Consider the following 22,538-nt stretch of genomic DNA (forward strand, 5'->3'; position numbering starts at 1 on the left):
AACATACGTGCTCGGCGGGGCGTCGGTTTTCACGATGGCGCGCGCCCGTCCGTAGCTTCCCCCTGTCCCCTTTCCCCGCCGATGCCTGCCCCTCTCCTGGACACCGACCACCCCCTGGTCCTCGACGCCCGAGGCCACGCCCTCGACTGCCGCCCGGTAGCCCTCCGCTCGACCGGCGCGCATGTGATGGGCATCCTCAACGTCACGCCGGACTCGTTCTCCGATGGCGGGCGTTTTCTCGGCCGCGACGCCGCACTGCGCCACGCGGAGCAGATGATCGAGGAGGGCGCCCGGCTGATCGACATCGGCGGAGAGTCCAGCCGGCCGAAGGGCAAGACCTACGGGGCAGGCGCGACCCCTGTCGAGGCCGACGAGGAGCGCCGCCGTGTGCTGCCTGTCATCGAGGCGCTCGCCGCGCAGTTTCCCGAGACGCTCCTCTCGATCGATACCTACAAGCCGGAGGTCGCCGCTGCGGCCCTCGACGCGGGCGCGCACGTCGTCAACGACATCACGGGCGGGCGCTTCTCTAGCGACATGCCGAAGGTGGCCGCTCGCTACGGCGCGCCCTACATCGTGATGCACTCGCTCGGTACGCCGGGTGCCATGCCCCACGAGACCCTGACACTGGCAGGGGGCCTCGACGACCCGGTCGCGTCGGTCCGGGCTTCGCTCGCGAGCTCGGTGGCGCAGGCCGAGGCCGCAGGCGTGCGCGACGTCGTGGTGGATCCCGGCTTCGGGTTCGGCAAGACGACGGCGGCCAACCTCGCGCTGATCGGCTACACCGAGGCGTTCGTCGCGCTCGGGCGACCTGTGCTCGTGGGCGTGTCGCGAAAGAGCAGCATCGGCGCGGCGCTCGGCACGGCGGACGCCCCCGCCCCGGTCGAAGCGCGGCTCTTCGGTTCGCTCGGCGCGACGGCGGTGGCGGTGCTGCAGGGCGCGGCCCTCGTGCGCACCCACGATGTCCAGGCGACCGCCGAGATGCTCCGCGTGCTCGCCGCCATCGACGCGGTGGCCGACCGCCCAACCGGCGAGGGCGCAGCGTGAACCTCTTCCCCGACTTCCTGCCCTTCAGCTTCTGGGACGCGCTCGACATCGCGATCGTCGCAGGGCTCGTCTATCTGACGTATCGCGCCATCCGGGGCACGATCGCCGTCCAGATCGCCGGCGTGATCCTCTTCATCTTCGCCCTCAATGCGCTCGTCCAGTTCGCAGGCCTGCGCACACTCCAGGCGCTCTTCGGCACGATCAGCGACGTGTTCGTGCTGGCGGTCATCATCCTCTTCGCCCCGGAGATTCGGCGGCTGCTCTTTATGATCGGCCGCAACCCGCTCGTGCGGCAGTTCGTGCGCACGAGCGCCCGCGAGCAGGTCACCGAGGAGATCGTCACCGCCGTCGAGGAGATGAGCCGCAGCCGGACGGGCGCGCTCATCGTGATCGCCCGGGCGACGGGGCTGCGCAACTTCATCGAGACGGGCACGCGGCTCAATGCGGATGTGGAGCGTGACCTGTTGACCTCGATCTTTTTCAAGAACTCGCCCCTGCACGACGGCGCGGTCATCATCCAGGGTTCGAAGGTTGCGGCGGCGCGCTGCATCCTGCCCGTCTCGGAGGCGCAGCGGCTCGACCCGCACCTCGGCTTGCGGCACCGCGCAGGGGTCGGCGTCTCCGAACGCTCCGATGCCTTCGTGATCGTGACAAGCGAAGAGACCGGACGTATCTCCGTGGCCGAGAACGGCGTGCTCTCGCCCCCGCTCACCGTCGGCGAACTCCGCCGCCGTCTCGCCGACGCCTTCGCCGCCACGACGCCGACGGAAGCGGCTTAGACGAGTGTAGCGGTTGTGCGGTGTCGCGGTGAAGCGGTGGTCTCCATGCGCACACCATGCCTTGCTCTGCCCCGGCTCGTTCGGTAGTCTCCACCTTCTCCGCCGCACCCTCTCACCCCTTCACCGCAACACTCCCTCCTGATGCGCTACGCCCGCCGCCTCGCCCGCCTGCTCGACCTGCTCCGTGAGAAAGGCATGACCGACGAGCGTGTGCTGGCGGCTCTGGGGCGAGTTCCGCGCCACGAGTTCGTCGAGGACGGTCTGCGCTTCCGCGCCTACGACGACGCGGCGCTGCCGATCGGCCTCAACCAGACGATCTCGCAGCCGTTCACGGTCGCCACGCAGACACACCTGCTCGACCTCGGCCCGCACGACCGCGTGCTGGAGATCGGCACCGGCAGCGGCTATCAGGCTGCCGTGCTCTGCGAGATGGGCGCGCAGGTCTTCTCCATCGAGCGGCACGCCCCGCTCCTGGCGCGGACCAACGAGGTGCTCCAGCGGCTCCACTATCGCCTGATGACGCGCGCTGGCGACGGCACCGAGGGCTGGCCCTCGCTCGCGCCGTTTGACGCGATCCTGGTCACCGCAGGCGGACGGGCGGTCCCGCAGGCCCTCCTCACACAGCTCCGCGTTCCCTCGGACGGCAGCGACGGCGGCAAGGTGCGGCGCGGCGGGCGGCTCGTGATCCCCGTCGGCGACGCCGAGCGCCAGACGATGCTGCGCTTCACCCGCCTAGACGCAGGCACCGGCGAGGCGTCGTTCCAGCGTGAGGCGTTTGACGAATTCCGGTTCGTGCCGCTCGTGCGAGAGCAGTAGACCCGCTAGCTGCCCGCCGGGCAACGGCCTGCAGCGTGGGTGGTCGCTGGCTAGGCAGCCTCGGCGAGGGCGCCGCCCACGGTGAGCGTCTGGCCGGTGAGCGCCTGTGCCTCACGGGACGCCAGAAAGCGGACGATGCGCGCGGCCTCGTCGTAGGTGCCCGTCTGCGGCACGGCAGTGGCCGGCCGACCGAGGCCCGTGTACCCCTGGTAGCCCAGCGGACGCACGGGCGGCGGCGCCTGGACGACCACCCCGTTGACTGCGACCCGCTGCGGCCAGCGCCGTGCCGCGTCGTACACGAGGGTGCGCAGTCGATCCAGCACCTCGGTGCGCTGATGCGTCCGGTCTGCACCGCGCCAAGGGCCCGCGAGCACCGCGAGCACCAGCGATCCGCCCCGGCTCACGAGGTCCTGCCCAGCCACCGCGAGCATGGTCGAGGTCGCCGCGAGCAGCATCGCCACATCGCCCACCTCCGCCACGTGCACGACCGCATCGAGCGGGCCGAACGAGGCCAGCGAGGCCTGCTTCAGCGAGGTGACACCCTCCGGCGTCGCCACGTCGGCCTCCACGAGCAGCGGCATCTCTTCGTGCTGGTGCAGCGCGCGAATCCGCGCCACCTCGTCGGCGGTGCTGCCAAGGGCGCACCCGTCCACGCCTGCGAGGGCGAGGTTGACACGGCGGCTTGCAAAGCTGGACGCCACCGCCCGGCCGAGCGGATATTCTGCACCCGCGACCGCAATGGTCGAGCCAGCGAGCCAGGAGGCGGTCGTGGGCATAGCGTGGTTGGTGGACAGCCGAGCTCTCGTTGAAAAGGCGAGACGAGCACCTCGGGGGAGGGTTAGCGATCTGGAGGTCTCCAGCATGATGTCTCAGTCTAGGCGTTTGAGCGAGATGCGACCATCAGGTGTCCACCGTCAGAGGCGTGAGGGCCGCCCCTACACAGTGGGGTCATCCCTCGCTGCCGCGCACCGTCAGGACGGGGCACGGTGCGCGACGCACGGTCTTCTCCGTGACGCTGCCAAGCAGCACGTGGGCGAAGCCCGACAGCCCGTGGGTCGCCATCACGATCAGCCCGGCGCCCTCGCGGGCCGCGTGGTCGTCGATGCCGAGGTTGGGCCGTCCATAGCCCACGAACAGCTGCACGTCCGCGACGCCGTCCGCTCGCAGGCCTTCCGCCCGGGCGCGCAGCGCGCGCTCGGCCCGCTGTTCGAGGTCATGCTCAACCTCAGACGCCACATCTGTGGTGCCAAAGGCGAGCCCTGGCACCAGCGTGTCCGGGTAGAACTCAGGGTAGGGGCCAGCCAACTCGATGATGTGCACGAGGTGCACCGGCGCCCCGTAGACTTTCGCCCAGACCGTTGCACCGGCGAGCGCCGCGTCGTTGAGCGGGGAGAAGTCGAGGGGCACCACAATGGGAGCGTCCGGTCCGGGCACGAGGGGGTCGCCTTTGTCGGGCACCACCAGCACTGGGCAGGGCGCGCCGCGCAGCACCTCGTCGGCGACGCTCCCGAGGACGAAGCGCCGGAGGCCCCGGCGGCCATGCGTCCCCATCACGATCAGGTCAGTCTCCACATGCTCGGCATAGTCGAAGAGCGGCGGGGCCGCGGCAAAGCCATGACCGACCCCGTAGGTTGGCGCGAGCCGGGCGACGCGCTCGGCGCCGAGCGTCTTCTCCGCGAAGTCCTGGAGCCGCACGCGGTTCTTATCCGGATGCGGCGCATCGTCGCCGTCGAAGAGCACGTCGGCGTGGAAGAGGTGCAGCGTGGCGGCGGTGTGCTCGGCATGAGCGGCAGCAGTGCGCAGCGCGACGGCCGAGCCGTCGGAGAAGTCGAGCGCGACGACGAGGGTAGACATAGGAGCGTGTTGGAGTGAACGCATCGGGGGGGTGGATGCTCACAATACCCTGGCGGCTGTGCGCCCCTTGTCGGTCCGAATCGGGCCACCGTGCCGTGCTGAGCCGCCGCGCCGTGACAGCCCAACCCCACGGGGTCCGCCGGGGGCGTCCCCACACCATGGGCACCGCCTCGTCTCAGTTCACCGTCACCTCGCAGGCCCCGGCGTTTACGTCCCGCTTTCGCTCTCGACCCAGCGTACGGCGTGCTGCATTAGCTCAGTGCCCGAATCGAGGCTGAGCTTCGTCTTGATGCGCGCGCGGTAGCTCTCGACCGTTTTCACGGAGAGGTGCAGCCGCTCCGCGATCTCGCGCGTGGGCAGCCCGCGCCCAGTCATCTCGAACACCTCCAGTTCGCGGTCCGAGAGCACCTCCAGCGGCGACTGCATCGGGGCCTTGCGCCCGACGGCGGCCCCGAAGAGGAGCCGGTCCTTGAGGTCCTCGCTCATGTAGATCCCGCCGCGCAGCACGTGCCGAACAGCCTGGACGATCTCGTCGGCGGCCTCGACCTTCATCACGTAGCCTTTCGCTCCAGCGCGGACGGCGCGCTCGGCATAGAGTGCCTCGTCGTGGCGCGACACCACCAGGGTGAGCAGGTCCGGCTTGAGCGCGAGTAGGTGCTTGAGCAGTTCGAGGCCGCTCATGCCAGGCAACGAGATGTCGATCAGCGCCACGTCGGGGTCGAGCGTGCCGAACGCTTCGAGCGCCTCCTCGGCGCTGGCCGCCTGGCCGACGACGTCCAGGTCGGGCTCGGCGTTGAGCGTGAGCGCAAGCCCTTTGCGGAGGAGCGGGTGGTCGTCAACGAGCAGGAGGCGAGTCATGGCAGAGAGGTCGCTAAAGTCAGGGGGCGACGCGGGGCCCCAGGGACGAGGACGCGGGAAAGCTACGTGCCGCGTACGGGGATGGTGCACAGCACGGTCGTGCCGCTCGTAGTGCCGGGACGGATTTCGAGGGCGCCCTGGGCGATGCGCGCGCGGTAGTGCATGATCCGCACGCCCATGCCCCGGTTCTCTTCCAGGCGGCTTGCTAGGCCTCCTGATCGCGGTTGGTCGGCGCCCCCAGAGCGAAGCGTCTCGCCGATGCCGACGCCATCATCATCCACGCGCAGCCGCACCTGGTCCGTGCCGATGGCGAGCGTGATTGCCACGTGGTCGGCGCGCCCGTGCTGCACGGCATTGGAGACGGCCTCCTGGGCAATGCGAAACAGGTGGGCCGCGGCGGGCACCTCGGGCGCCTCGCCAATGTCCCCGGCGCGCGACCCTACAAAGTCGAACGTGCAGGTGATGCCGAAGAGCCGCTCAGCGTTGGCCGCGAGCCGCTTGAGCGCCGCAGCAAGCCCGTGCGCCTCCAACTCGACGGGCACGAGGCCGCGAGCCAGCGCGCGCGCGTAGCCGTCGGCGTCCTTGATAAGGCCTGCGAGCTCGGTGGCGTCGGCGGCCTCCGTGGAGCCGCTGGCTTCGAGTTGGCGGGCGAGGCCGCGCGCAATCAGGTGCGTCCCGGTGAGCATCTGCCCGAGGCCATCGTGCAGGTCCTGGCCGATGCGGCGGCGCTCCTCGTCGGCGATGCGCAGCACCTCGGCTTCGAGTTCGCGGCGTGCCGAGATGTCGCGGACGAGCCCCGTGAACGTACGCGTGCCGTCGGGCGTGCGGACCTCGCTGACCGACAGCTCCATGGGAAACGTGGAGCTGTCTTTGCGCCGCCCGCTCACCTCGCGCCCGATGCCGATGATGCGACGGTGGCCGGTTTCGCGGTAGGCTGCCATGTAGCCGTCGTGCTCGTCGCGGTAGGGCGGCGGCATGAGCACCTTCACGTTGCACCCGTACACTTCCTCGGTGGCGTAGCCGAAGATGCGCTCGGCCGCCGGGTTCATCGTGAGGATGCTGCCTCGCTCATCGATGGTGATGATGCCGTCGACGGTCGCTTCCAGGATGGCGCGGCTCTGGGCTTCGCTGCGCTGGAGCAAGAGCGCAGCCTCACGCTGGCGCAACGCGACGCCCAAGACGTTGCCTAGGGCTTGGAGGAGGGCCTGCTCGGCCTCGTAGAACGGACCTGAGCGCAGGGCGACGAACACGTCGGCAGGGGAGCGTTGCCCGTGGTCCTGCGGGTCGCTCACGGACTGTGCTGGCTGCCCCGCACGGACCGCCAGCGCGCAGTCCGCTGCCGACGCCTGCAGCACATCAGCGAGCGCGGAGGCAGCGTCGTCGGCAAGGGCCACGGGCTCGTCCTGATCCAGCGCCCGGCGAAGGTCGAGGCTCACAGCCGACGACAAGGGTTCGCCTGTGTCCTGCCCATCGGGTCGCGGCACGAACTGCCCGTCGAGGCGGCTGCGCAGAAGCACCAGCGCGGACCACCCCGCCTGTTCGCGGCACGCTTCCGTCGCGGCGGCATAGAGGGTCGTCCAGGACTCGCCAGCCAGCGCGCGCTGGGCGAGCGCGAGCAACCAGGCAGCCGAATCAGGTGGGAGCGCATGCATGGAGACCGCAGGAGGTATCGAGGCTACAGGGAATCGAGGCCGCAGGGAATCGAGGCCACGGGCATGGGAAACACGTACGTTGCGCCTGCAAGCTACGTTGCCGCTGCCGTTGCTTCGCGCACCACCCCGCACCACCCCGCACCGCCCCGCACCGCCCCGCCCCGCCCCGCACCGCACGGCCGCGCGCGCAGGCGACGACGATGGCGAACCCCGCCGCTGACGCGTCCGTAGCACGCCCCGACGCCCTCTCTTCCTCTGCTTGGCCCTGCCCATGAAGACGTTTCTCTTGCACACCCTCTACCCACGTGCCATAGACGGCCTGCCCGTGCTCGGCACCCCCGAGGCGTTCGCCCAGCCCTACGTGGAGAAGGTAGGGCCGAAGCGCGAGCGCGCCGAGCAGATGGTCCGCGCCCACCTCGCCGCAGCGAGCGCGACGGGCTTCGTGAGCGGCCTCGGAGGCTGGCTCACGCTGCCGATCACCATCCCGGCCAACCTCGCGGGCGTGGCGCTGGTCCAGCTCCACATGACGGCGGCCGTCGCCCACCTCGGTGGTCACACGCTCGGCGACCCGCACACGCAGGAGCGGATCGTAGGCTGCCTCATCGGCGACCCCGACCACGAGACGGAGCGCCGCACCGAAGACGAGATGGTGGACCGCTTCGGGGTCAAATTCGCCGAGAAGGGCCTGCAGTTCGTGGCGACGCAGTCGTGGCAGCTGGCGAAGTATGCCACGAAGCGCTCGCTCACGAACCGGCTGGCGCGCCGCCTCCCGCTCGTCGGCGGCGTGATCGGAGGGCTGTCCGACCTCTACAACACCCGCATGGTCGCCCGGTGCGCGCTCGATACCTTCATCGAGTCCGGCGGACTCGCGGCACCGCACGCTGGCGACGGCCTCCCCGCAACCCCGGCCGACCTGGAACCCGCCGTGTGACGCCGAGCCGTGGCTGCCTACCTTCACCGCCCCCCGTTACTCCAGAGCCTACGTCTTCTCCACCCCCTCGATGTCGGTCGACACCCCCACTGCCGAGCCTCTCCGCACCGCGCTGAACGCCACGGTGCACGATCTGGAGCAGGGACTCCGGCAGCTTCCGCTCGCCAAGGCGATCAACCACCTCCGCGACTGGGAGCGCCATCTCCGCGCCACCGACCGCGGCGACCTCCTCCCCATCGCCGACGAGCTCGCGGGCCTGGATCGCTACCTGGCGGGCACGTCGCTCGATGCCCGCGAGATCGGCGAGACGCTCGCCCGGCTGGGCGCGCAGACCCAGGGCGTTGCCGACACCGCCCCCGATGCCATGCGCAACGCGCTGCACCGGCTCGGTAGCATCCTACAGCGCACCGGCTACGCCCTCGCTGGCCGCACCGGTCCATCGCGCTGACCCTTCTCCCCTTCCTTTCCTCCATCGCCCTTCTTTTTGCACCTCCCCCATGCCTGACACTTCCACCCAAGACACCGCCCTTCACGACCTCACCCAGACTGCCGACGCGCTCGACGCAGGCGTCACCTCGATGTATCCCAAGACAGCGATGGCCTCCATCGCGCACTGGGAAGCGCAGTGCCGGGAAGCTGGCGTGGTCGCGGTTGCAGACGGCCTCGTCACGCTGCGCGACGCCCTCAGCCAGGACCGCCTCGACGGCCGCGCGATCGGGCGGGCGCTGCTCGACCTCGCCGAGGCTACCGACGCAGCCGCCCCCGCCGACAACGAACCCCTCGCGTCCACGCTCGGACGCGTCGCCACGGGCCTCCGTCGCGCAGGGACCTCACTAGGCGGGGCGAAAGCGTAACAGCGCAGGTCTGCTTCGTGAGAGCGGTCCTTGCCTACGCCTCGGCCTGGGTGCCGAGCGGCGATGCAAGGCCGGGGTCCACGAACCGGCACATCCAGCGAGGTCCGTCGGGGCCGTAGCGACACCGCACAAACTGCACCGCCAGCCGCCCGTCGGAGAAATGGATCGGGAGCCGGTGGTAGACCACCGCATCCGTCCGCTTCTGCATCCACGCTGCTGACAGCTGCGGGTGATCGCCCAGCACGCCCACGAGTTCGGGCCACGACGCTTCGAAACCGGGGGCTAGACGGGTGGGCATGGCAACGTTCAGTGGGGCGTGCAGGAACGCAAAGGTTACCGACCAGCCCTACCAAATACTAGGCCGTTCAGCCTCGAACTAGGCCCGTGTGCGGCGGCTACGGCGCGGTGGCGTCGGCAGCGGCGGTTGCCCGGTCCGTCAGCGGGCGCAGGGCGAGGTAGCAGAGCGTCAGCAGCACCGAGAACAGCAGCGTCATCCCCACCGCCCTCGGGTGGCCGAACGGATCGAGGAGCGGAGCCGCCACGTCGCCCAGGAGCGCACCTGGAGCGGTGAGCACGTCCCACGAGTTCCAGCGGAGAACCCGCCCCAGGTAGACCCCGAAGCTGCCGAGCACCAGCGCGCCGACCGCGACCGACCAGCCCGCCCGAGCGCCATGCCAGCGCCGCACCGTGCCGTGCACCTCCGCCAGGGACACCATGCCGACCAGCATTCCGCTCCAGGCCGCCGCGAGCAGCAACACGAGATCGAACCAATACGGTGCCTCGGGACGCACTCGGAGGTGTACCAAGTCGGTGAGGATGTAGGGCGCGTTGGGGAAGAACAGAAGCCACGCGCTCCCCACGCCGAGAGCCAGCCACCCCGGCCTCTCAAAGCGGGCTAACCCACGGCTCAGCACCAGCGGGACTGAGGCTAGGAACAGGTTCCAGAGCAGGAAGGCGAACTGCAGATCGCCCGTCACGGCGATGCGTGCTGCGATGAGGGCGACCGCGAAGCCGACCGAAGCAACAACGAGGCGAGAAACGGGAGGGGGCATGGAGAGCAGGTAGGTCTATTTTACTTTGATTTACAAAGTAGTCTGACAAACCAACCTTGTCAACACGTTGCTACGCCTGCCCGTCTAGGGCCGTGGCTACGTGAGCATGCGCCGAAGCCGGGCGCACGCCTCTTCGAGGACCGGCATTTCCTTCGCATAGCAGAACCGCAAGAGGTAGCGCCCACGCTCAGGATCGGCGAAGAACGAGCGCCCCGCGACCGTCCCAACGCCCGCCTCGTCGATGAGGGTGCGGCTGGCGGCGTGGTCGTCCTCGAAGCCGGCGCGGCGCTCGGCGAGGGCGCGGGTGCCAGCCAGCACGTAGTACGCCCCCTGCGGCCAGTTGACCTCGAAGCCGCACGCCTCCAGCGTCTCGCACATCAGGGTGCGCTTAGCGGCGTAGTCGGCGAGCATCTGCGCGTAGTAGGCGTCCGGCATCGGGAGTGCGGCGGCGAGGCCGTGCTGAAGCGGCGCGGGCGCGCAGATGTAGACGAGGTCGTTGACGAGTCCCATCTTCTCGATCACGGGGCGCGGCGCGACGGCGTAGCCCAGCCGCCACCCGGTCATGTTGAACGTCTTCGAGAAGCCTGAGAGCGTCACCGTCCGCTCGTACGCGCCCGGCAAGCTCGCCATGGAGACATGGCGGTGGTGGTCGTAGGTCATGTACTCATAGATCTCGTCGGTGACGAGCCAGAGGTCGTGCCGCTCGGCGAGCGCGAGCATCTGCAGGAGTTCGGCCTCGGTCCACACCTTGCCGCTCGGGTTGGCAGGCGTGCAGACGACGACCGCCTTCGTGCGCGGCGTGATCGCGGCGGCGAGCGCATCGAAGTCGACGGCCCAGTCGGGGGCCTGCAGCGGGACCGCAACGGGCGTGACGCCGAAGAGCTTCAGGATGCCCGTGTGGTAGCCATAGAACGGCTCGAAGAGGATCACTTCGTCGCCCGGATTGCAGAGGGCGAGGACGGTCGCGGCGAAGGCCCCGGTGGACCCAGCGCTCACCATCACCTCGCCATCGTCCGTGGCCGGGATGCCGTTGAAGCGCTGCGCCTTGGCGAGGATGCCCTGTCGCAGCCGCGCGATGCCATTATAGGCCGTGTAGATCGACTGATCGCCCTCGATGGCGGCGATGGCGCCCGTCTTGATCGGGTCGGGCGTGGGGAGGTCGCAGATGCCCTGCCCGAGGTTGAGGCCGTCGACGCGGCGGACGGCGGCGGTGACGGCGCGGATGTCGCTCTGGCGAAGCGCGTCGGTGCGAGTGGCGAGGGGTTTCATGGGGTGACGGGAGGGGTTTGGGATTCTATGACGAACACCTATGGGGCACCCGTGCATCGTGCTTCGCTCGACTCCCCCTGTTCTCGCTCTCGCTCGAACTGTCCCCCTCACGCGTGAGGGGGGCAGCTTGGTCGCCTCCCCCGCCATTCGACGGGGCGCGTGCCAAGCGGGGGGAGCCGTACCAGCACCGGGTAGGGGCTTTGGGATCCAACCTGAATGTCGGTACTCCCTCCCCCCTCCTCCCAACTCCCCATTGATGTCGGACACGCAACCTACCGGCTGGTCCGTTTGGGGGACGCGCGGGTCTAGCAAGCCCGCCTATCTTGCCTCGTCACCTTCCGACCCAATCGTATGCGCCTCTTCGCTGTTGCCCTCCTGGCCCTCCTCGCCATGCCTGCTGCCGCTCAACCGTCCGTCATCTCGCAGCCTGAGAGCCAGGACGGCGTCGCGCTGACGGTCTACAACCAGAACTTCGCCGTCGTGCGCGAGGTGCGGCCGATCACGCTCGCGAACGGCATAAACCGCGTCCGCTTCGAGGGCGTCGCGGCGCAGATCGACCCGACGAGTATTTCCTTGAAGTCGCTCACGGCGCCCAATAGCCTCGTCGTGCGCGAGCAGAACTACCAGTACGACCTCATCGGCACCAACTCGGTGCTCGACGCGGCCGTCGGCCAGCCGATCCGGCTCATCCGGCGGCTCGACGACGGGCAGACCGTGACCGAGTCGGGCGTGCTCTTGAGCGTGCCCGGCCAGGGCCGCATCGTGCAACTCGACGACGGGCGCGTGCTCGTCAACCCCGAGGGCACCATCGAACTGGCCTCGCTGCCGACGGGGCTGCTCAGCCGCCCGTCGCTGCTGTGGCTGCTCAACGCGGGCCGCGCGGGCGAGCACCGCGCCGAGGTGTCGTACATGACCGAGGGCCTTGGCTGGAAGGCCGACTACGTGGCCGTCGTGAGCGAGGACGAGACAGAGGTGGACGTGACGGGCTGGGTGACGCTCAACAACCAGAGCGGCGCGACCTACCGCGACGCACGCTTGCAACTCATGGCAGGCGACGTACGCCGCGTGCAGGAGCCGATGCGCCGCGAGATGATGTTCGACATGATGGAAGTGCAGGCCGCCCGCGCGGCCCCTGCGTTCGAGGAGGAAGCCTTCTTCGAGTACCACCTCTACACGCTCGACGGCACGACGACGCTCGCCGAGCGCGAGACGAAGCAGATGAACCTACTCTCCGCCTCGGAGGTCGGCGTCCGGCGTCGGCTCATCTTCGACGGCTCGGGCACCTACTTCCCGTCGTACTCGACCCGCCGCCCCGGCGCAGGCGGCGCGACCAACGAGATGAGCGCCGCCATCGTCCTGGAGATGGAGAACAGCGAGGAGAACCGCATGGGGATGCCGCTGCCGAAGGGCAAGGTGCGTGTCTACAAGGCCGACCGCACCGGCGCGCTCCAGTTCGTCGGCGAGGACCTCATCGACCACACGCCGCGCAACGAGTTGGTCCGGCTCTACATCGGCGACGCCTTCGACGTGGTCGGCACGCGGCGGCAGGTCAACGAGCGCCGCATTTCCGACCGCGTCCGCGAGATCACCGTCGAGGTCGAGGTCCGCAACCGCAAGGAGACCGCCGCCGACGTGGCCGTCGTCGAGCGCCTCTACGCCGACTGGGAGATCACGCAATCGAGCCACGAGCACACGAAGCTCGACGCGCGCACGGTAGAGTTCCCGCTGGAGGTCGGCCCGGATGAGACCGTGACGGTTCGCTACACCGCTCGGATTTCGTACTGATGCCTCGTCTCCCACTTCGAGCCGTGACGGCTCCCCCCGTTCTCATCGGCTCCCTGCGGTCGCTCTTCGAACTGTCCCCCTCACGTATGAGGGGGACAGCTTTGCGACCCTTCAGGGGGAGCAAAGCGGGGGGAGTAAGGCGGATTCTCCTCCTGCTCCTCCTCGCCCTCCCCGCCTGCGCGCAGGAGCCAGCGCCCGCCGCCTTTGCGACTGAAGACCCGCAGCCTGCGACCTTCCGCACCGGCGCGCAGGTGCTCGTGGACAGCGCCTTTGCCGCCCTTGACGGGCTGCGGGTAGGGCTGGTGACCAACCATACCGCCATCGTGGACACGACGGACGGCGGGACGGGGCACCTCATCGACCGGCTGCACGAGGCGCCGAACGTGACGCTGGCGGCGCTCTTCGGACCGGAGCACGGGCTGCGCGGGACCGCCGAGGCCGGGGCCGCCGTCGCCGACGGGCGCGATGCCGCGACGGGCGTGCCCATCGTGAGCCTCTACGGCTCCACCAAGCGACCGCCCGCCGAGGCGCTCGCCGACCTCGATGCGCTCGTGTTCGACATCCAGGACATCGGCGCGCGGTTCTACACCTACATCTCCACGATGGGCGCGTCGATGCAGGCCGCCGCCGAGGCGGGGATCCCGTTTGTCGTCCTCGACCGGCCCAACCCGCTCGGCCGCCGCACCGACGGCTTCATCCGCGAGCCAGAGTACGACTCGTTCGTCGGGGCCTTTCCGATCCCGATCCAGCACGGCCTCACGGTGGGCGAGCTCGCCACCCTGATCCAGGGCGAGCGCTGGCTGCCCGGCCTCGACGACCTCGACCTGCGCGTCGTCGACATGCAGGGATACGCCCCCGACAGCCCCGACAACGACGCCATCGCGGTCGGCTGGCCCGCCGGGCTCCCGTTCGTCCCGACCTCGCCGAACATCCCCGACCTCGAAACGGCCGTCGTCTACCCCGGCACGTGTCTCTTCGAGGGCACGACGGCCAGCGAGGGGCGCGGCACCGATGCGCCGTTCCTCCTCGTCGGTGCGCCGTGGGTCGACGCCGCGACTATGGCGGACACGCTGACAGCACGCGGGCTTCCCGGCGTCCGATTCGAAGCGGCGACGTTCGTGCCGGAGGACCTACCTGGGCGCGCCGTGAACCCGAAACACGAAGGCGCGGAGGTCCACGGCGTGCGCCTCGTCGTCACGGATGGCGCCGCCGTTGAGCCCGTCGCGGTAGGCGTCCACGTCGTCGAGGCGGTGTACCGGCAGGCGTCGCTGGAGACGCAGCGCTCGGCGTTCAAGCAAGACTGGCTCGCCAAGCTTGCGGGCACGGACGAGCTTCGGAGCATGCTCGCGGCGGGCGTGACGCCCGACGCCATCATCGCCGCATGGGCCGACGAGGTTGCCACGTTCGAGGCGCAACGGGAGCCCTACCTGCGCTACTGAAGCGCGACACCGCGCTCGTCGAGGTACGCCCGCAACGCCTCAGGCGTATCGATGACGCGATCGTGCACGAACAGTTCGGCGTGTTGCTCGTCCTCGGTATACCGTGTCGGACGCCCCGTTTCCTTACTCACCACCCACGAGTGCAGCGGGTCGCGCGGTCGACCGTTCATCAGGAACCGGGCCGTTGCATTGATAACGCCTGCTACGGCCCCATACGTGGCGCGCGTGCGACCGTCTTCTAGCGCGATGCGGATCCGCGTAAGCGCGTCGGGCTCGCTCATGTTGCAGCAGGTTCGGGCTGCGGTTCCGCGCGAGGGCGCCAGAGGATCGCATAGACGATCTCTAGGTAGCCGCCCAGCAGCAGCAGCGGCGCAACGTAGAGTGAGAGCGGGCTGTTGACCGGATCGTCGCTCGTGGCGTTGTCCATCAGCATGAGCGCGTAGCCCGCGACGACGAGCGCGAGGCCGAGGCCGAGCAGGAGGTAGTTCTGGCGGCTGAATGCCATGCGCGCCTTGCGAGCACCGCGCCGCCCAGCGACCGGGCGCGATCGGGACGGCGTCTCCTGCTGGGACGATCGAGACTTCGAGGGGCGGGCTTTCGAGCCGCGCGAACGCTTGGCCATGAATCAGGCACGGTGGATGACGGAGGCGGAAAAGATACAGCGCCCCACCAGCCAGGGGGACCGGAAGGCGTGCGTTTTCACCCCCTGTACGTTTTCAGAACGGGGCACCGCTTCAACGTCGACAAGCCTATGCCTCGTGTCCCTCTGAGACGATTCTGCTCAAGACTGGATACCGGTGCTCTATTCGTCCAACACGTCCGATTTCACGGAGCACCACTTGGACATTCCGGCTGCTTGTGGCGTATTTCCTGCCCCTGCGCTTGGTTCTTGTGCCACCCCAGACCGACGCGCCTACGCTGGGCCGTCACGCCCGTTATCTGACCCGCCTTCCCCATGAGAGCCCCCGTCCGCCTCTCCCGGCCCTGCGTCTTTGCACGCGGCCTCGCCCTGGCCCTCCTACTGAGTCCCGTTGCCACACCGACCGCGTGGGCGACGTCGCCCGTGAGCGCGTCGCCCGTGAGCGCGTCGCCCGTGAGCGCGTCGCCCGTGAGCGCGTCGCCCGTGAGCGCGTCGCCCGTGAGCACGTCGCCCGTGAGCGAGGTGCTCCGCAGCCGCATCGGAGGCGACACCGCACCGCATGTGCGCGTCGGGAATCAGGCGATGCCGGTACACCCGGACCTCGCGCCGTTCTATGCCGGTCGCGACTATGCCGAGGCCTGGGTCACCCATCCTCGGGGAGGCGCGATGGCGCAAGACCTGCTCGCCACGCTCGCCGAGAGCCGCTACGACGGCCTGCGCCCGGACGCCTACCACCTGCCCCGCCTGGAACCCCTCGTGGCGGACTGGCCCTTGGACCCGGCCGGTGCCGACGCCGAGCGCGCTGCCGACCTCGACCTGCTCCTTACTGACGCCTTCCTGCGCTTCGGCCACGACCTGCTCGGCCGGCGCATCGACCCGCATGCACTCTACGGCGACGACTGGTTCCCGACGCCCCGCTCGGAAGACCTCCGCGCGCACCTCACCGACGCGATCGAAAGCGCCCAGGTGCGCGGCACCCTCGACCGCCTCTATCCCAGCCATCCCGCCTACTGGCGGCTCCGCGACGAACTCAAGCGCCAGCACGCCCTCGCCGACGCGATGGGGAGCTGGCCGACGATCCTCCCGATCCGCACGCTGCTGCCCGGCGAATCGTCCACGCAGGTCCCGGCGCTGCGCCGCCAACTCGTCCTCCTCGGCGACTACGACGCCGACCTCGACGACGCCGAGGCGATGGCGAGCGAGTACTACGAGTACGAGATGCAGCCCGCCGTCGAGCGCTTCCAGGCGCGCAATGGGTTCGACGTGACAGGCCGCGTCAACCAGGCCACGCGCACGGCGCTCAACCGCCCGCCCGGCGACAACATCCCGCTCCTCGAAGCCAACCTGGAGCGCTGGCGCTGGCTCCCCGTCAACCTCGGCGCGACGCACATCATGGTCAACGCACCGGCCTACCGCCTCCGCGTCGAGGAGAACGGGCGCGAGGCCCTCGCCATGAACGTGGTCGTGGGCAACCTGGGCTGGAAGACCCCGATGTTTTCGGACACGCTCACGGAGGTCATCTTCCAGCCGACCTGGGGCGTGCCGTCCTCCATCGCCGCCGACGAGACGATCCCGCGGGTGCGGGCGCGCGGCGCGAGCTACCTCACCAGCCGCGGCTACAAAGTCTACGACCGCCGGACCGGCGCGCGCATCGACCCGGCCACCGTGGACTGGAGCCAGGCGACGGCCAGCCGCTACCGCTTCATCCAGCGACCGGGGCGCGCCAACCCGCTCGGCGAGGTCAAATTCCGCTTCCCCAACCCGCACGGCATCTACCTCCACGACACCAACAGCCGGAGCCTGTTCAACCGCGAGGCACGCGCCTTCAGCCACGGCTGCATCCGCCTCGCCGACCCGGGTAGCCTCGCCAAGTATCTCCTCGCCCCCTACAACAACTGGGACGATGCCAAGGTCGACGCTGCCCTCGCTGGCGGCCCGACGACCGGCGCCACACTCGACACGGGCATTCCGATCCACCTCGTCTACTTCACCGCCTGGGCCGGTCCCGATGGCCTCCAGGTCTACGACGATGTCTACGGCCACGACGAGAAGCTCATCGCCACGCTGAACGCGCTGGACCAGCCGCTCGCCGGACGATAGGCAAGACCTAGACCCACTGCTACAGCCAGCCTCGCAGCCGGTAGACCGCCGTGCCGATGTACTCCTTCACGGCACGCGTGGTCAGCTGCAGCATCTCCGCATCGGGCAGCAGGTTCTGGAGCAGCACGTCGGGGCGGAGGCGCTTGACGCGTGCCCACTCCGCGTCGGTGACGATGAAGTCCGTCGGCGCCGCACGCACGGTGAAGCCCTGGGCTTCGAAGACGCGGACCGCGCGCGGCATGTGGAACGCCGAGGTCACGAGCACGATGTCCGTCACCCCACGTGCGTCGAGTAGGCGCTTCGTCTCGACGGCGTTCTCGTAAGTGTTACGCGAGCGCGGCTCCAGGACGAGCACGCTGTCGGGCACGCCGACGAAGCCCAGCAGCCCAGCCATACTGTAGGCTTCGGGCTGCGCGCCTTGAGCGCCCAGGCTGCCACTGCCCCCGCTGACCACCACGAGCGGCGCGGCGCCCGCCCGCCACAGTTGGGCAGCATAGAGCACGCGGTCGCCCCCCTCGTTGACCTCTGCGGTCATCCTCGGTGCCGTGAGCGGCCGCGTTCCACCCCCAAGGACCACGACTGCATCGGCCGCGAGCGAGTCAGCCCGCAGCGCCACCGCCTGGTCTTCGAGCGCGTCGGTGAGCCCGTAGGCGACGAAGCGGTTGCCGCCGAGCAGCAGCGCCAGGAGCGCGAGCGCGATCATCTTGCGCCCTTTCGGCTTCCCTGTCGCCTTTGCCCCGGCGCCGCGGCGCGTTCGCCAGAGTGCGATGGCCAGCAGCACGCACGCCAGCCCGAGCGGGTAGACGAGTTGCGGAAGCAGCTTGGAGAGGATGAAGTCCAAGGCGAATGGCGAATGGCGAATGGCGAATGGCGAATGGCGAATGGCGAATGGCGAATGGAAGGTGCCGGTAGCCACTCAACGCGTCAAGCCTCGGGCGGCGTCCTTTCCGATTCTCCGTTTCCCCATCGTGCCGCCCCCTCGGTGCCTTGCGTGGCTTCGTGCCACGCCGTAGCTTGCATCCTCATGAATCGCGCTACCTCGTTTTATGCGTTTTGGTTTTGGCCGGCCTACCGAACGGTGGCGTCGCCGCGCGCGCTCATGGACTAGCCTGAGCACGACCTGCGCTGAAGCCCACCGTTCGACCGAGCGGCGGGCTTTCTGCTTTTCTGGGCCCCTGGCATTTACGCCGCGCGCGTTTCAACCTCCTGCCTTTTCTAGGCCTCCCGGCCTCCTCGTCCGATGACCCTCGACCAGTTCCGCATCCTCGTCGCCGACCGCCTCGCTGCGGGCAGCACGCGCGTGGCCGTGCCCGTCTTCGTGCGGCGCTCGGCGGACCTGCTGACGCCGGTGGCGGCCTACCTGAAGCTGCGGCAGCCGGGCACGCTCGGCTTCCTGCTGGAGAGCGTCGAGGGCGGCGAGAAGCTGGCGCGCTACTCGTTCCTCGGCGTCGGCCCCCACCTCGTCCTCGAAGCGGACGGCGCCGGGGTGCGAATCACGCGTCCCAACCAGCACGGCGGCGATGGCGCGCCGCAGACGGAGACGCGCGCAGGGTCGGTCTACGACGTGCTCGGCGAGCTGCTCGCCGACGTGGACGAGGTCAAGATCCCCGACCTCCCGCGCTTCACGGGCGGCGGCGTGGGCTACCTCGGCTATGACACCGTCCGCCTCCTCGAACGCCTCCCGGAGCCGCCCCCGGACCCGCTCGGCCTGCCCGATGCGCTGTGGGCGTTCTACGATACGCTCGTCGCGTTCGACCACGTGCGGCACCAGATGCTGCTCATCGCGACCGTCTTCGCCGACGCCTACACGGACCTCGACGACGCCTACGCCGCAGCGCAGCACCGGCTCGCGCGCCTCGAACAGCGTCTCGCCGAGGGCACGGCCGAGCCTGGCCCCGCCATCCAGCTCCGCGCCGACGCCATCGCCTCCAACTTCGCGCGCAGCGACTTCGAGGCGGCCGTCGAGACCGCGAAGCAGCACATCGTGGAGGGCGACATCTTCCAGGTCGTCCTCTCGCAGCGCTTTGCGATGCCGTTCCGCGGCGACACGTTCAACCTCTACCGCGCACTCCGGCAGGTCAACCCGTCGCCGTACCTGTTCTACCTCGACCTGCACAGCGCCAGTCTGGATGGACAGCCGGGCCAGGATTTCGCGCTCGTCGGGTCCTCCCCGGAGGTGCTCGTGCGCGTGGAGGAGGGCCGCGCCGAGGTGCTGCCCATCGCCGGGACGCGCAAGCGCGGGGCCGATGCTGAGGAAGACGCGGCGCTGGAAACCGACCTCCTCGCCGACCCGAAGGAGCGCGCTGAGCATCTGATGCTGGTCGACCTCGGCCGCAACGACCTCGGCCGCGTCTGCGCGCCGGGCACCGTAGCCGTGGACCGCTACGCTTACGTCGAGCGCTACAGCCACGTGATGCACATCGTCTCGGCCGTGTCGGGCCTCGTGGATGAGCGCCGCACGGCGATGGACGTGCTCGGCGCGACGTTCCCGGCCGGCACCGTCTCGGGCGCGCCCAAGATCCGCGCGATGGAGATCATCGACACCCTCGAACCCGAGAAACGCGGCGTCTACGCCGGGGCCGTCGGCTATGCTGACTACTCCGGCAACATGGACACCTGCATCGCCATCCGCACGATGGTCGTCCAGCGCAACGGCCCCCATCACGGCACCGCCTACGTCCAAGCCGGTGCTGGCATCGTGGCCGACTCCGACCCTGCTTCCGAGTACGAGGAAACCCGCAGCAAGGCCCGCGCGCTTCACCAGGCCATGCGCCTCGCGGCCGACGGCCTGCTTTGAGGTGTGAATGTGTGCAGGTATGAACGTATGAATGTGTCTTGAGTCCATGCTCGTTGACGACTTCAAAAAGCTCCGGGTCTATCGCGCTGCGTTCGATGTAGCGATGGAACTGTATGCACGCTCGAAAGCGTGGCCGAGCGAGGAGCGCCATGCGCTGACGGACCAGGTGCGCCGCTCGTCACGTTCGGTCTGCGCGAACATCGCCGAAGCGTGGCACAAGCGGAGCTACCCGAAGCACTTTGCCGCGAAGCTGCGCGACGCGAGCAGCGAAGCAGCTGAGACCCTCGTCTGGATCGACTTCGCCGAAGCCTGCGAGTTGCTCGACACGGACGAAGCCGACATCCTCACCGAACGTGTTCGCAGCGTCCTCGCCGGCCTCACCAAGATGGTTGCGCAAGCAGACCGCTGGTGCGGCCCATCCACCCTTTGCGAACCAGAAAAGGCCTACGACCTCGAAGCTTGACGTGCGCTCCACGTCCACACCTTCACACATCCATACGTCCACACTGCCCACCTCCACCATGTACCCGTTCCTCCGTCCGTTCCTCAACAAAGGCGGTGCCGGGCCGTCGCTCTCCCGCGCCGAGAGCGCCGAGCGCCTGCTCCCGCTCGTGGAGCGCCACCTCGACCTTCACAACGCCTACGAGGTCGCCATCGCGAGCCTTGACGATGCGACGCTTGCGGACACGCTGCGCGGGCTGCTCAAGCGCGGGCGCGTGGAACTCGCCAAGCTCAACGAGACGGTCTACAGCCTCGGCGGCACGCCCCCGCACGGCGTCGACCGCGAGATGAGCGACTACGACCTCGGCGCGACGGACGCCCACCGCGTCTACACGCTCGACGCCTACGAGCGCGCCTACCGCGACGCGCTCACCGACGAGATCGGCACCAACCACCAGCTCCGCACGCTGGCGATCATCGAGAACAACCGCCGCGGCAGCGAGGAGCGCCTCACCGCCCTGCACGCATCGACGAGCCGCCTCCCCCGCCCGGTCGACCTGCCGGAGTTGCCCAACCTCCGCCCTGGCCAGATGGTGGGCCAGCACGGCCAGGTGCACGCAGAGTAGATGATGGTGAATGGTTTGTAGTTCTTGGTTTTTGGAATCATATGGCTGCTATAGAGGAACACGTTGAGCAAGGCTTGGAGCAGATTGCTCCCGAGCGGACTGTAGAGATTCCGCTCCGGGACGCCCTTTATGCCTACAAGGTCATCGGCGAGTTCATAAGGTTCTTCCACCAGCCAAGCCATTACCCTACGCTGGAGGATGTAGAGCAATTCATAGGCACCCGAGACACTGGAGGTTTGCATGTGCTGAGCGAAGTGTACTACCGCCGCTTCCGAGACATCTGGCCTCTTGACATCGACAATGCCTTCGACCGAGGCTGGCTTGACCCTCCGCTCCACACCCCCACCCCAGACGCCACGTAGCCTGATATCGGCACTCTGACTCCTATGTCTACTGAAATGCTCGCCGGTTCGCCCACCAAGAACCAACCGCCAACAACCAACCACCCGACCGTCGTCGTCTCCGGCATCCAGCCGTCGGGGACGCTGCACCTGGGCAACTACTTCGGCGCGCTGCGGCAGCACATCGCGCTCGCTGAGGACACGTCGAAACGCGATGAGGCGTACTACTTCATCGTCAACTACCACGCCCTCACGACGGTCAACGACCGCGCCGCGCTGGAGCGCTATACCTACGACGTCGCGCTCGACTACCTCGCGCTCGGCTTCGACCCCGAGAAAGCACACCTGTTCGTCCAGAGCGACGTGCCGCAGGTGACCGAGCTCGCCTGGATCTTCCTCTGCCTGACGCCAGTGAGTCTCCTCGAAAAGGGTGTGTCGTACAAGGACAAGGTGGCGCAGGGGCTCTCGGCGAACGGCGGGCTGCTAACCTACCCGATCCTCCAGGCGGCCGATATCCTCGTCTACGGCGGCTCGCTCGTACCGGTCGGCGCGGACCAGAAGCAAAACATCGAGATCAGCCGCGACCTCGCGCAGAAGTTCAACGCCGCGTTCTGCACGGATCTGGATGGGAACGAGGACGACCCGCTCTTCCCCGTCCCGGAGCCGCTCATCCTCGACGAGGTCGCCGTCGTGCCGGGCGTGGACGGGCGCAAGATGTCGAAGTCCTACGGCAACACGATCGGGCTCTTCGACGAGGGCAAGGCGCTCAAGAAGAAGGTCATGTCGATCGTCACCGATTCGACGCCGCTGGAGGCCCCGAAAGACCCCGACGCCGACAATGTGTTCGCGCTCATCAAGCTCTTCGCTGACGACGCGAAGCGCGAGGAGGTCGCCGCCGCCTACCGCGCGGGCGGCTACGGCTACGGCCACGCGAAGAAGGAACTCCTTGGCCTCATCGACGCCTACTTCGCCGAGGCGCGCGAGCGCCGCAAGGACCTGGCTGAGCGCCCCGACTATGTCCGCGACGTGCTCCGCGACGGGGGAATCGCCGCGCGTGCGAAAGCGGAGCAGTTCATGGAGCAGGTCCGCGAGCACGTTGGCATCGTCACGACCTACCAGACCACATCCATGTCATCCTGAGCGAGCTTAAGCGAGCCGAAGGATCTGCAGGCCAGCTTCCAAGCATTGCCTTCGACACCGAGGTAGACATAGATCCTTCGACTTCGGCCTACGGCCTACGCTCAGGATGACACTCTCAAA

General features: G+C 68.7%; 24 protein-coding genes. 14 read left to right on the forward strand and 10 right to left on the reverse strand.

What is annotated here, in order from left to right; translation table 11 throughout:
• The first annotated feature begins 81 nt into the window (after positions 1 to 81).
• The 3 genes from folP (at position 82) to AAFU51_04645 (ending at position 2,639) form a co-directional block, all read left to right on the forward strand.
• Positions 82 to 1,044 (forward strand): dihydropteroate synthase, encoded by a 963-nt coding sequence (gene folP / locus AAFU51_04635; protein MEO1570534.1) that lies wholly within the window; start codon positions 82 to 84, stop codon positions 1,042 to 1,044.
• A complete protein-coding gene (gene cdaA, locus AAFU51_04640) occupies positions 1,041 to 1,823 on the forward strand; it encodes a diadenylate cyclase CdaA (protein MEO1570535.1) in 783 nt (260 codons plus the stop codon). The genes folP and cdaA overlap by 4 nt, the downstream gene beginning before the upstream one ends.
• A gap of 141 nt (positions 1,824 to 1,964) precedes the next feature.
• On the forward strand, positions 1,965 to 2,639 hold the full coding sequence (locus AAFU51_04645; GenBank protein ID MEO1570536.1) for a protein-L-isoaspartate(D-aspartate) O-methyltransferase: 675 nt from the start codon (positions 1,965 to 1,967) through the stop codon (positions 2,637 to 2,639).
• A gap of 50 nt (positions 2,640 to 2,689) precedes the next feature.
• Here AAFU51_04645 and AAFU51_04650 read toward each other — a convergent pair whose 3' ends face one another.
• The 4 genes from AAFU51_04650 to AAFU51_04665 form a co-directional block, all read right to left on the reverse strand.
• A complete protein-coding gene (locus tag AAFU51_04650; protein MEO1570537.1) occupies positions 2,690 to 3,415 on the reverse strand; it encodes a KR domain-containing protein in 726 nt (241 codons plus the stop codon).
• Between the two features lie 172 nt (positions 3,416 to 3,587).
• On the reverse strand, positions 3,588 to 4,493 hold the full coding sequence (locus AAFU51_04655; protein MEO1570538.1) for a universal stress protein: 906 nt from the start codon (positions 4,491 to 4,493) through the stop codon (positions 3,588 to 3,590).
• Between the two features lie 207 nt (positions 4,494 to 4,700).
• The gene (locus tag AAFU51_04660) at positions 4,701 to 5,351 is read right to left on the reverse strand and encodes a response regulator transcription factor (GenBank protein ID MEO1570539.1); all 651 of its coding nucleotides are present in this window, start codon (positions 5,349 to 5,351) and stop codon (positions 4,701 to 4,703) included.
• A gap of 62 nt (positions 5,352 to 5,413) precedes the next feature.
• Positions 5,414 to 7,003 (reverse strand): PAS domain S-box protein, encoded by a 1,590-nt coding sequence (locus AAFU51_04665; protein ID MEO1570540.1) that lies wholly within the window; start codon positions 7,001 to 7,003, stop codon positions 5,414 to 5,416.
• Positions 7,004 to 7,274: 271 nt separating this feature from the next.
• On the opposite strand from AAFU51_04665, the gene AAFU51_04670 reads away from it, so the two are divergent.
• From AAFU51_04670 to AAFU51_04680, 3 genes are all read left to right on the forward strand, one after another.
• The gene (locus tag AAFU51_04670; protein ID MEO1570541.1) at positions 7,275 to 7,934 is read left to right on the forward strand and encodes an EcsC family protein; all 660 of its coding nucleotides are present in this window, start codon (positions 7,275 to 7,277) and stop codon (positions 7,932 to 7,934) included.
• A 70-nt stretch (positions 7,935 to 8,004) separates the two neighbouring features.
• Positions 8,005 to 8,382 (forward strand): hypothetical protein, encoded by a 378-nt coding sequence (locus AAFU51_04675; protein MEO1570542.1) that lies wholly within the window; start codon positions 8,005 to 8,007, stop codon positions 8,380 to 8,382.
• Positions 8,383 to 8,431: 49 nt separating this feature from the next.
• Positions 8,432 to 8,788 (forward strand): hypothetical protein, encoded by a 357-nt coding sequence (locus AAFU51_04680; protein MEO1570543.1) that lies wholly within the window; start codon positions 8,432 to 8,434, stop codon positions 8,786 to 8,788.
• Positions 8,789 to 8,822: 34 nt separating this feature from the next.
• Here AAFU51_04680 and AAFU51_04685 read toward each other — a convergent pair whose 3' ends face one another.
• The 3 genes from AAFU51_04685 to AAFU51_04695 form a co-directional block, all read right to left on the reverse strand.
• Positions 8,823 to 9,086, reverse strand: a complete 264-nt coding sequence (locus tag AAFU51_04685; GenBank protein MEO1570544.1) for a hypothetical protein — start codon at positions 9,084 to 9,086, stop codon at positions 8,823 to 8,825.
• A gap of 97 nt (positions 9,087 to 9,183) precedes the next feature.
• On the reverse strand, positions 9,184 to 9,840 hold the full coding sequence (locus AAFU51_04690) for a DUF1361 domain-containing protein (GenBank protein MEO1570545.1): 657 nt from the start codon (positions 9,838 to 9,840) through the stop codon (positions 9,184 to 9,186).
• Positions 9,841 to 9,936: 96 nt separating this feature from the next.
• Positions 9,937 to 11,109 carry a pyridoxal phosphate-dependent aminotransferase gene (locus tag AAFU51_04695; GenBank protein MEO1570546.1) on the reverse strand — a complete coding sequence of 391 codons (1,173 nt, stop codon included), beginning with the start codon at positions 11,107 to 11,109 and terminating at the stop codon, positions 9,937 to 9,939.
• 351 nt (positions 11,110 to 11,460) lie between these two features.
• Between AAFU51_04695 and AAFU51_04700 the strand changes: the two genes are divergently transcribed.
• Together AAFU51_04700 and AAFU51_04705 are read left to right on the forward strand one after the other, a co-directional pair.
• Positions 11,461 to 12,894, forward strand: a complete 1,434-nt coding sequence (locus AAFU51_04700) for a DUF4139 domain-containing protein (GenBank protein MEO1570547.1) — start codon at positions 11,461 to 11,463, stop codon at positions 12,892 to 12,894.
• 101 nt (positions 12,895 to 12,995) lie between these two features.
• Entirely contained in the window at positions 12,996 to 14,333 is a 1,338-nt protein-coding gene (locus tag AAFU51_04705) for a DUF1343 domain-containing protein (protein MEO1570548.1), read from the forward strand.
• Here AAFU51_04705 and AAFU51_04710 read toward each other — a convergent pair.
• Together AAFU51_04710 and AAFU51_04715 are read right to left on the reverse strand one after the other, a co-directional pair.
• On the reverse strand, positions 14,327 to 14,614 hold the full coding sequence (locus AAFU51_04710) for a hypothetical protein (protein ID MEO1570549.1): 288 nt from the start codon (positions 14,612 to 14,614) through the stop codon (positions 14,327 to 14,329). The genes AAFU51_04705 and AAFU51_04710 overlap by 7 nt on opposite strands.
• Positions 14,611 to 14,955, reverse strand: coding sequence for a DUF3098 domain-containing protein (locus AAFU51_04715; GenBank protein MEO1570550.1), 345 nt, complete (start codon positions 14,953 to 14,955; stop codon positions 14,611 to 14,613). The genes AAFU51_04710 and AAFU51_04715 overlap by 4 nt, the downstream gene beginning before the upstream one ends.
• Positions 14,956 to 15,288: 333 nt before the next feature.
• On the opposite strand from AAFU51_04715, the gene AAFU51_04720 reads away from it, so the two are divergent.
• Positions 15,289 to 17,073, forward strand: coding sequence for a L,D-transpeptidase family protein (locus tag AAFU51_04720; protein MEO1570551.1), 1,785 nt, complete (start codon positions 15,289 to 15,291; stop codon positions 17,071 to 17,073).
• Positions 17,074 to 17,092: 19 nt separating this feature from the next.
• Here the strand turns inward: AAFU51_04720 and AAFU51_04725 are convergent, their stop codons facing one another.
• Positions 17,093 to 17,914: a YdcF family protein gene (locus tag AAFU51_04725; GenBank protein MEO1570552.1), complete on the reverse strand. Its 822-nt coding sequence runs from the start codon at positions 17,912 to 17,914 to the stop codon at positions 17,093 to 17,095.
• A gap of 399 nt (positions 17,915 to 18,313) precedes the next feature.
• On the opposite strand from AAFU51_04725, the gene trpE reads away from it, so the two are divergent.
• From trpE to trpS, 5 genes are read left to right on the forward strand one after another with little or no spacing between them, the layout of a single operon-like run.
• Positions 18,314 to 19,870 carry an anthranilate synthase component I gene (gene trpE / locus AAFU51_04730; protein ID MEO1570553.1) on the forward strand — a complete coding sequence of 519 codons (1,557 nt, stop codon included), beginning with the start codon at positions 18,314 to 18,316 and terminating at the stop codon, positions 19,868 to 19,870.
• Between the two features lie 46 nt (positions 19,871 to 19,916).
• On the forward strand, positions 19,917 to 20,333 hold the full coding sequence (locus AAFU51_04735) for a four helix bundle protein (GenBank protein MEO1570554.1): 417 nt from the start codon (positions 19,917 to 19,919) through the stop codon (positions 20,331 to 20,333).
• Between the two features lie 58 nt (positions 20,334 to 20,391).
• The gene (locus AAFU51_04740) at positions 20,392 to 20,937 is read left to right on the forward strand and encodes a hypothetical protein (protein ID MEO1570555.1); all 546 of its coding nucleotides are present in this window, start codon (positions 20,392 to 20,394) and stop codon (positions 20,935 to 20,937) included.
• 41 nt (positions 20,938 to 20,978) lie between these two features.
• Positions 20,979 to 21,299, forward strand: a complete 321-nt coding sequence (locus AAFU51_04745; protein ID MEO1570556.1) for a hypothetical protein — start codon at positions 20,979 to 20,981, stop codon at positions 21,297 to 21,299.
• A gap of 36 nt (positions 21,300 to 21,335) precedes the next feature.
• A complete protein-coding gene (gene trpS, locus AAFU51_04750) occupies positions 21,336 to 22,418 on the forward strand; it encodes a tryptophan--tRNA ligase (GenBank protein MEO1570557.1) in 1,083 nt (360 codons plus the stop codon).
• Positions 22,419 to 22,538 lie beyond the last annotated feature (120 nt).

It is taken from the genome of Bacteroidota bacterium (assembly GCA_039821555.1).
GTDB lineage: Bacteria > Bacteroidota > Rhodothermia > Rhodothermales > Rubricoccaceae > JBCBEX01.

What these genes read in the sequence shown, in the direction of transcription:
- folP (MEO1570534.1), top strand. Translation starts at nt 82, where the DNA reads ATGCCTGCCCCTCTCCTGGACACCGACCACCCCCTGGTCCTCGACGCC.
- AAFU51_04645 (MEO1570536.1), top strand. Translation starts at nt 1,965, where the DNA reads ATGCGCTACGCCCGCCGCCTCGCCCGCCTGCTCGACCTGCTCCGTGAG.
- AAFU51_04650 (MEO1570537.1), bottom strand. Translation starts at nt 3,415, where the DNA reads ATGCCCACGACCGCCTCCTGGCTCGCTGGCTCGACCATTGCGGTCGCG.
- AAFU51_04655 (MEO1570538.1), bottom strand. Translation starts at nt 4,493, where the DNA reads ATGTCTACCCTCGTCGTCGCGCTCGACTTCTCCGACGGCTCGGCCGTC.
- AAFU51_04660 (MEO1570539.1), bottom strand. Translation starts at nt 5,351, where the DNA reads ATGACTCGCCTCCTGCTCGTTGACGACCACCCGCTCCTCCGCAAAGGG.
- AAFU51_04665 (MEO1570540.1), bottom strand. Translation starts at nt 7,003, where the DNA reads ATGCATGCGCTCCCACCTGATTCGGCTGCCTGGTTGCTCGCGCTCGCC.
- AAFU51_04670 (MEO1570541.1), top strand. Translation starts at nt 7,275, where the DNA reads ATGAAGACGTTTCTCTTGCACACCCTCTACCCACGTGCCATAGACGGC.
- AAFU51_04675 (MEO1570542.1), top strand. Translation starts at nt 8,005, where the DNA reads ATGTCGGTCGACACCCCCACTGCCGAGCCTCTCCGCACCGCGCTGAAC.
- AAFU51_04680 (MEO1570543.1), top strand. Translation starts at nt 8,432, where the DNA reads ATGCCTGACACTTCCACCCAAGACACCGCCCTTCACGACCTCACCCAG.
- AAFU51_04685 (MEO1570544.1), bottom strand. Translation starts at nt 9,086, where the DNA reads ATGCCCACCCGTCTAGCCCCCGGTTTCGAAGCGTCGTGGCCCGAACTC.
- AAFU51_04690 (MEO1570545.1), bottom strand. Translation starts at nt 9,840, where the DNA reads ATGCCCCCTCCCGTTTCTCGCCTCGTTGTTGCTTCGGTCGGCTTCGCG.
- AAFU51_04695 (MEO1570546.1), bottom strand. Translation starts at nt 11,109, where the DNA reads ATGAAACCCCTCGCCACTCGCACCGACGCGCTTCGCCAGAGCGACATC.
- AAFU51_04700 (MEO1570547.1), top strand. Translation starts at nt 11,461, where the DNA reads ATGCGCCTCTTCGCTGTTGCCCTCCTGGCCCTCCTCGCCATGCCTGCT.
- AAFU51_04710 (MEO1570549.1), bottom strand. Translation starts at nt 14,614, where the DNA reads ATGAGCGAGCCCGACGCGCTTACGCGGATCCGCATCGCGCTAGAAGAC.
- AAFU51_04715 (MEO1570550.1), bottom strand. Translation starts at nt 14,955, where the DNA reads ATGGCCAAGCGTTCGCGCGGCTCGAAAGCCCGCCCCTCGAAGTCTCGA.
- AAFU51_04720 (MEO1570551.1), top strand. Translation starts at nt 15,289, where the DNA reads ATGAGAGCCCCCGTCCGCCTCTCCCGGCCCTGCGTCTTTGCACGCGGC.
- trpE (MEO1570553.1), top strand. Translation starts at nt 18,314, where the DNA reads ATGACCCTCGACCAGTTCCGCATCCTCGTCGCCGACCGCCTCGCTGCG.
- AAFU51_04735 (MEO1570554.1), top strand. Translation starts at nt 19,917, where the DNA reads ATGCTCGTTGACGACTTCAAAAAGCTCCGGGTCTATCGCGCTGCGTTC.
- AAFU51_04740 (MEO1570555.1), top strand. Translation starts at nt 20,392, where the DNA reads ATGTACCCGTTCCTCCGTCCGTTCCTCAACAAAGGCGGTGCCGGGCCG.
- AAFU51_04745 (MEO1570556.1), top strand. Translation starts at nt 20,979, where the DNA reads ATGGCTGCTATAGAGGAACACGTTGAGCAAGGCTTGGAGCAGATTGCT.
- trpS (MEO1570557.1), top strand. Translation starts at nt 21,336, where the DNA reads ATGCTCGCCGGTTCGCCCACCAAGAACCAACCGCCAACAACCAACCAC.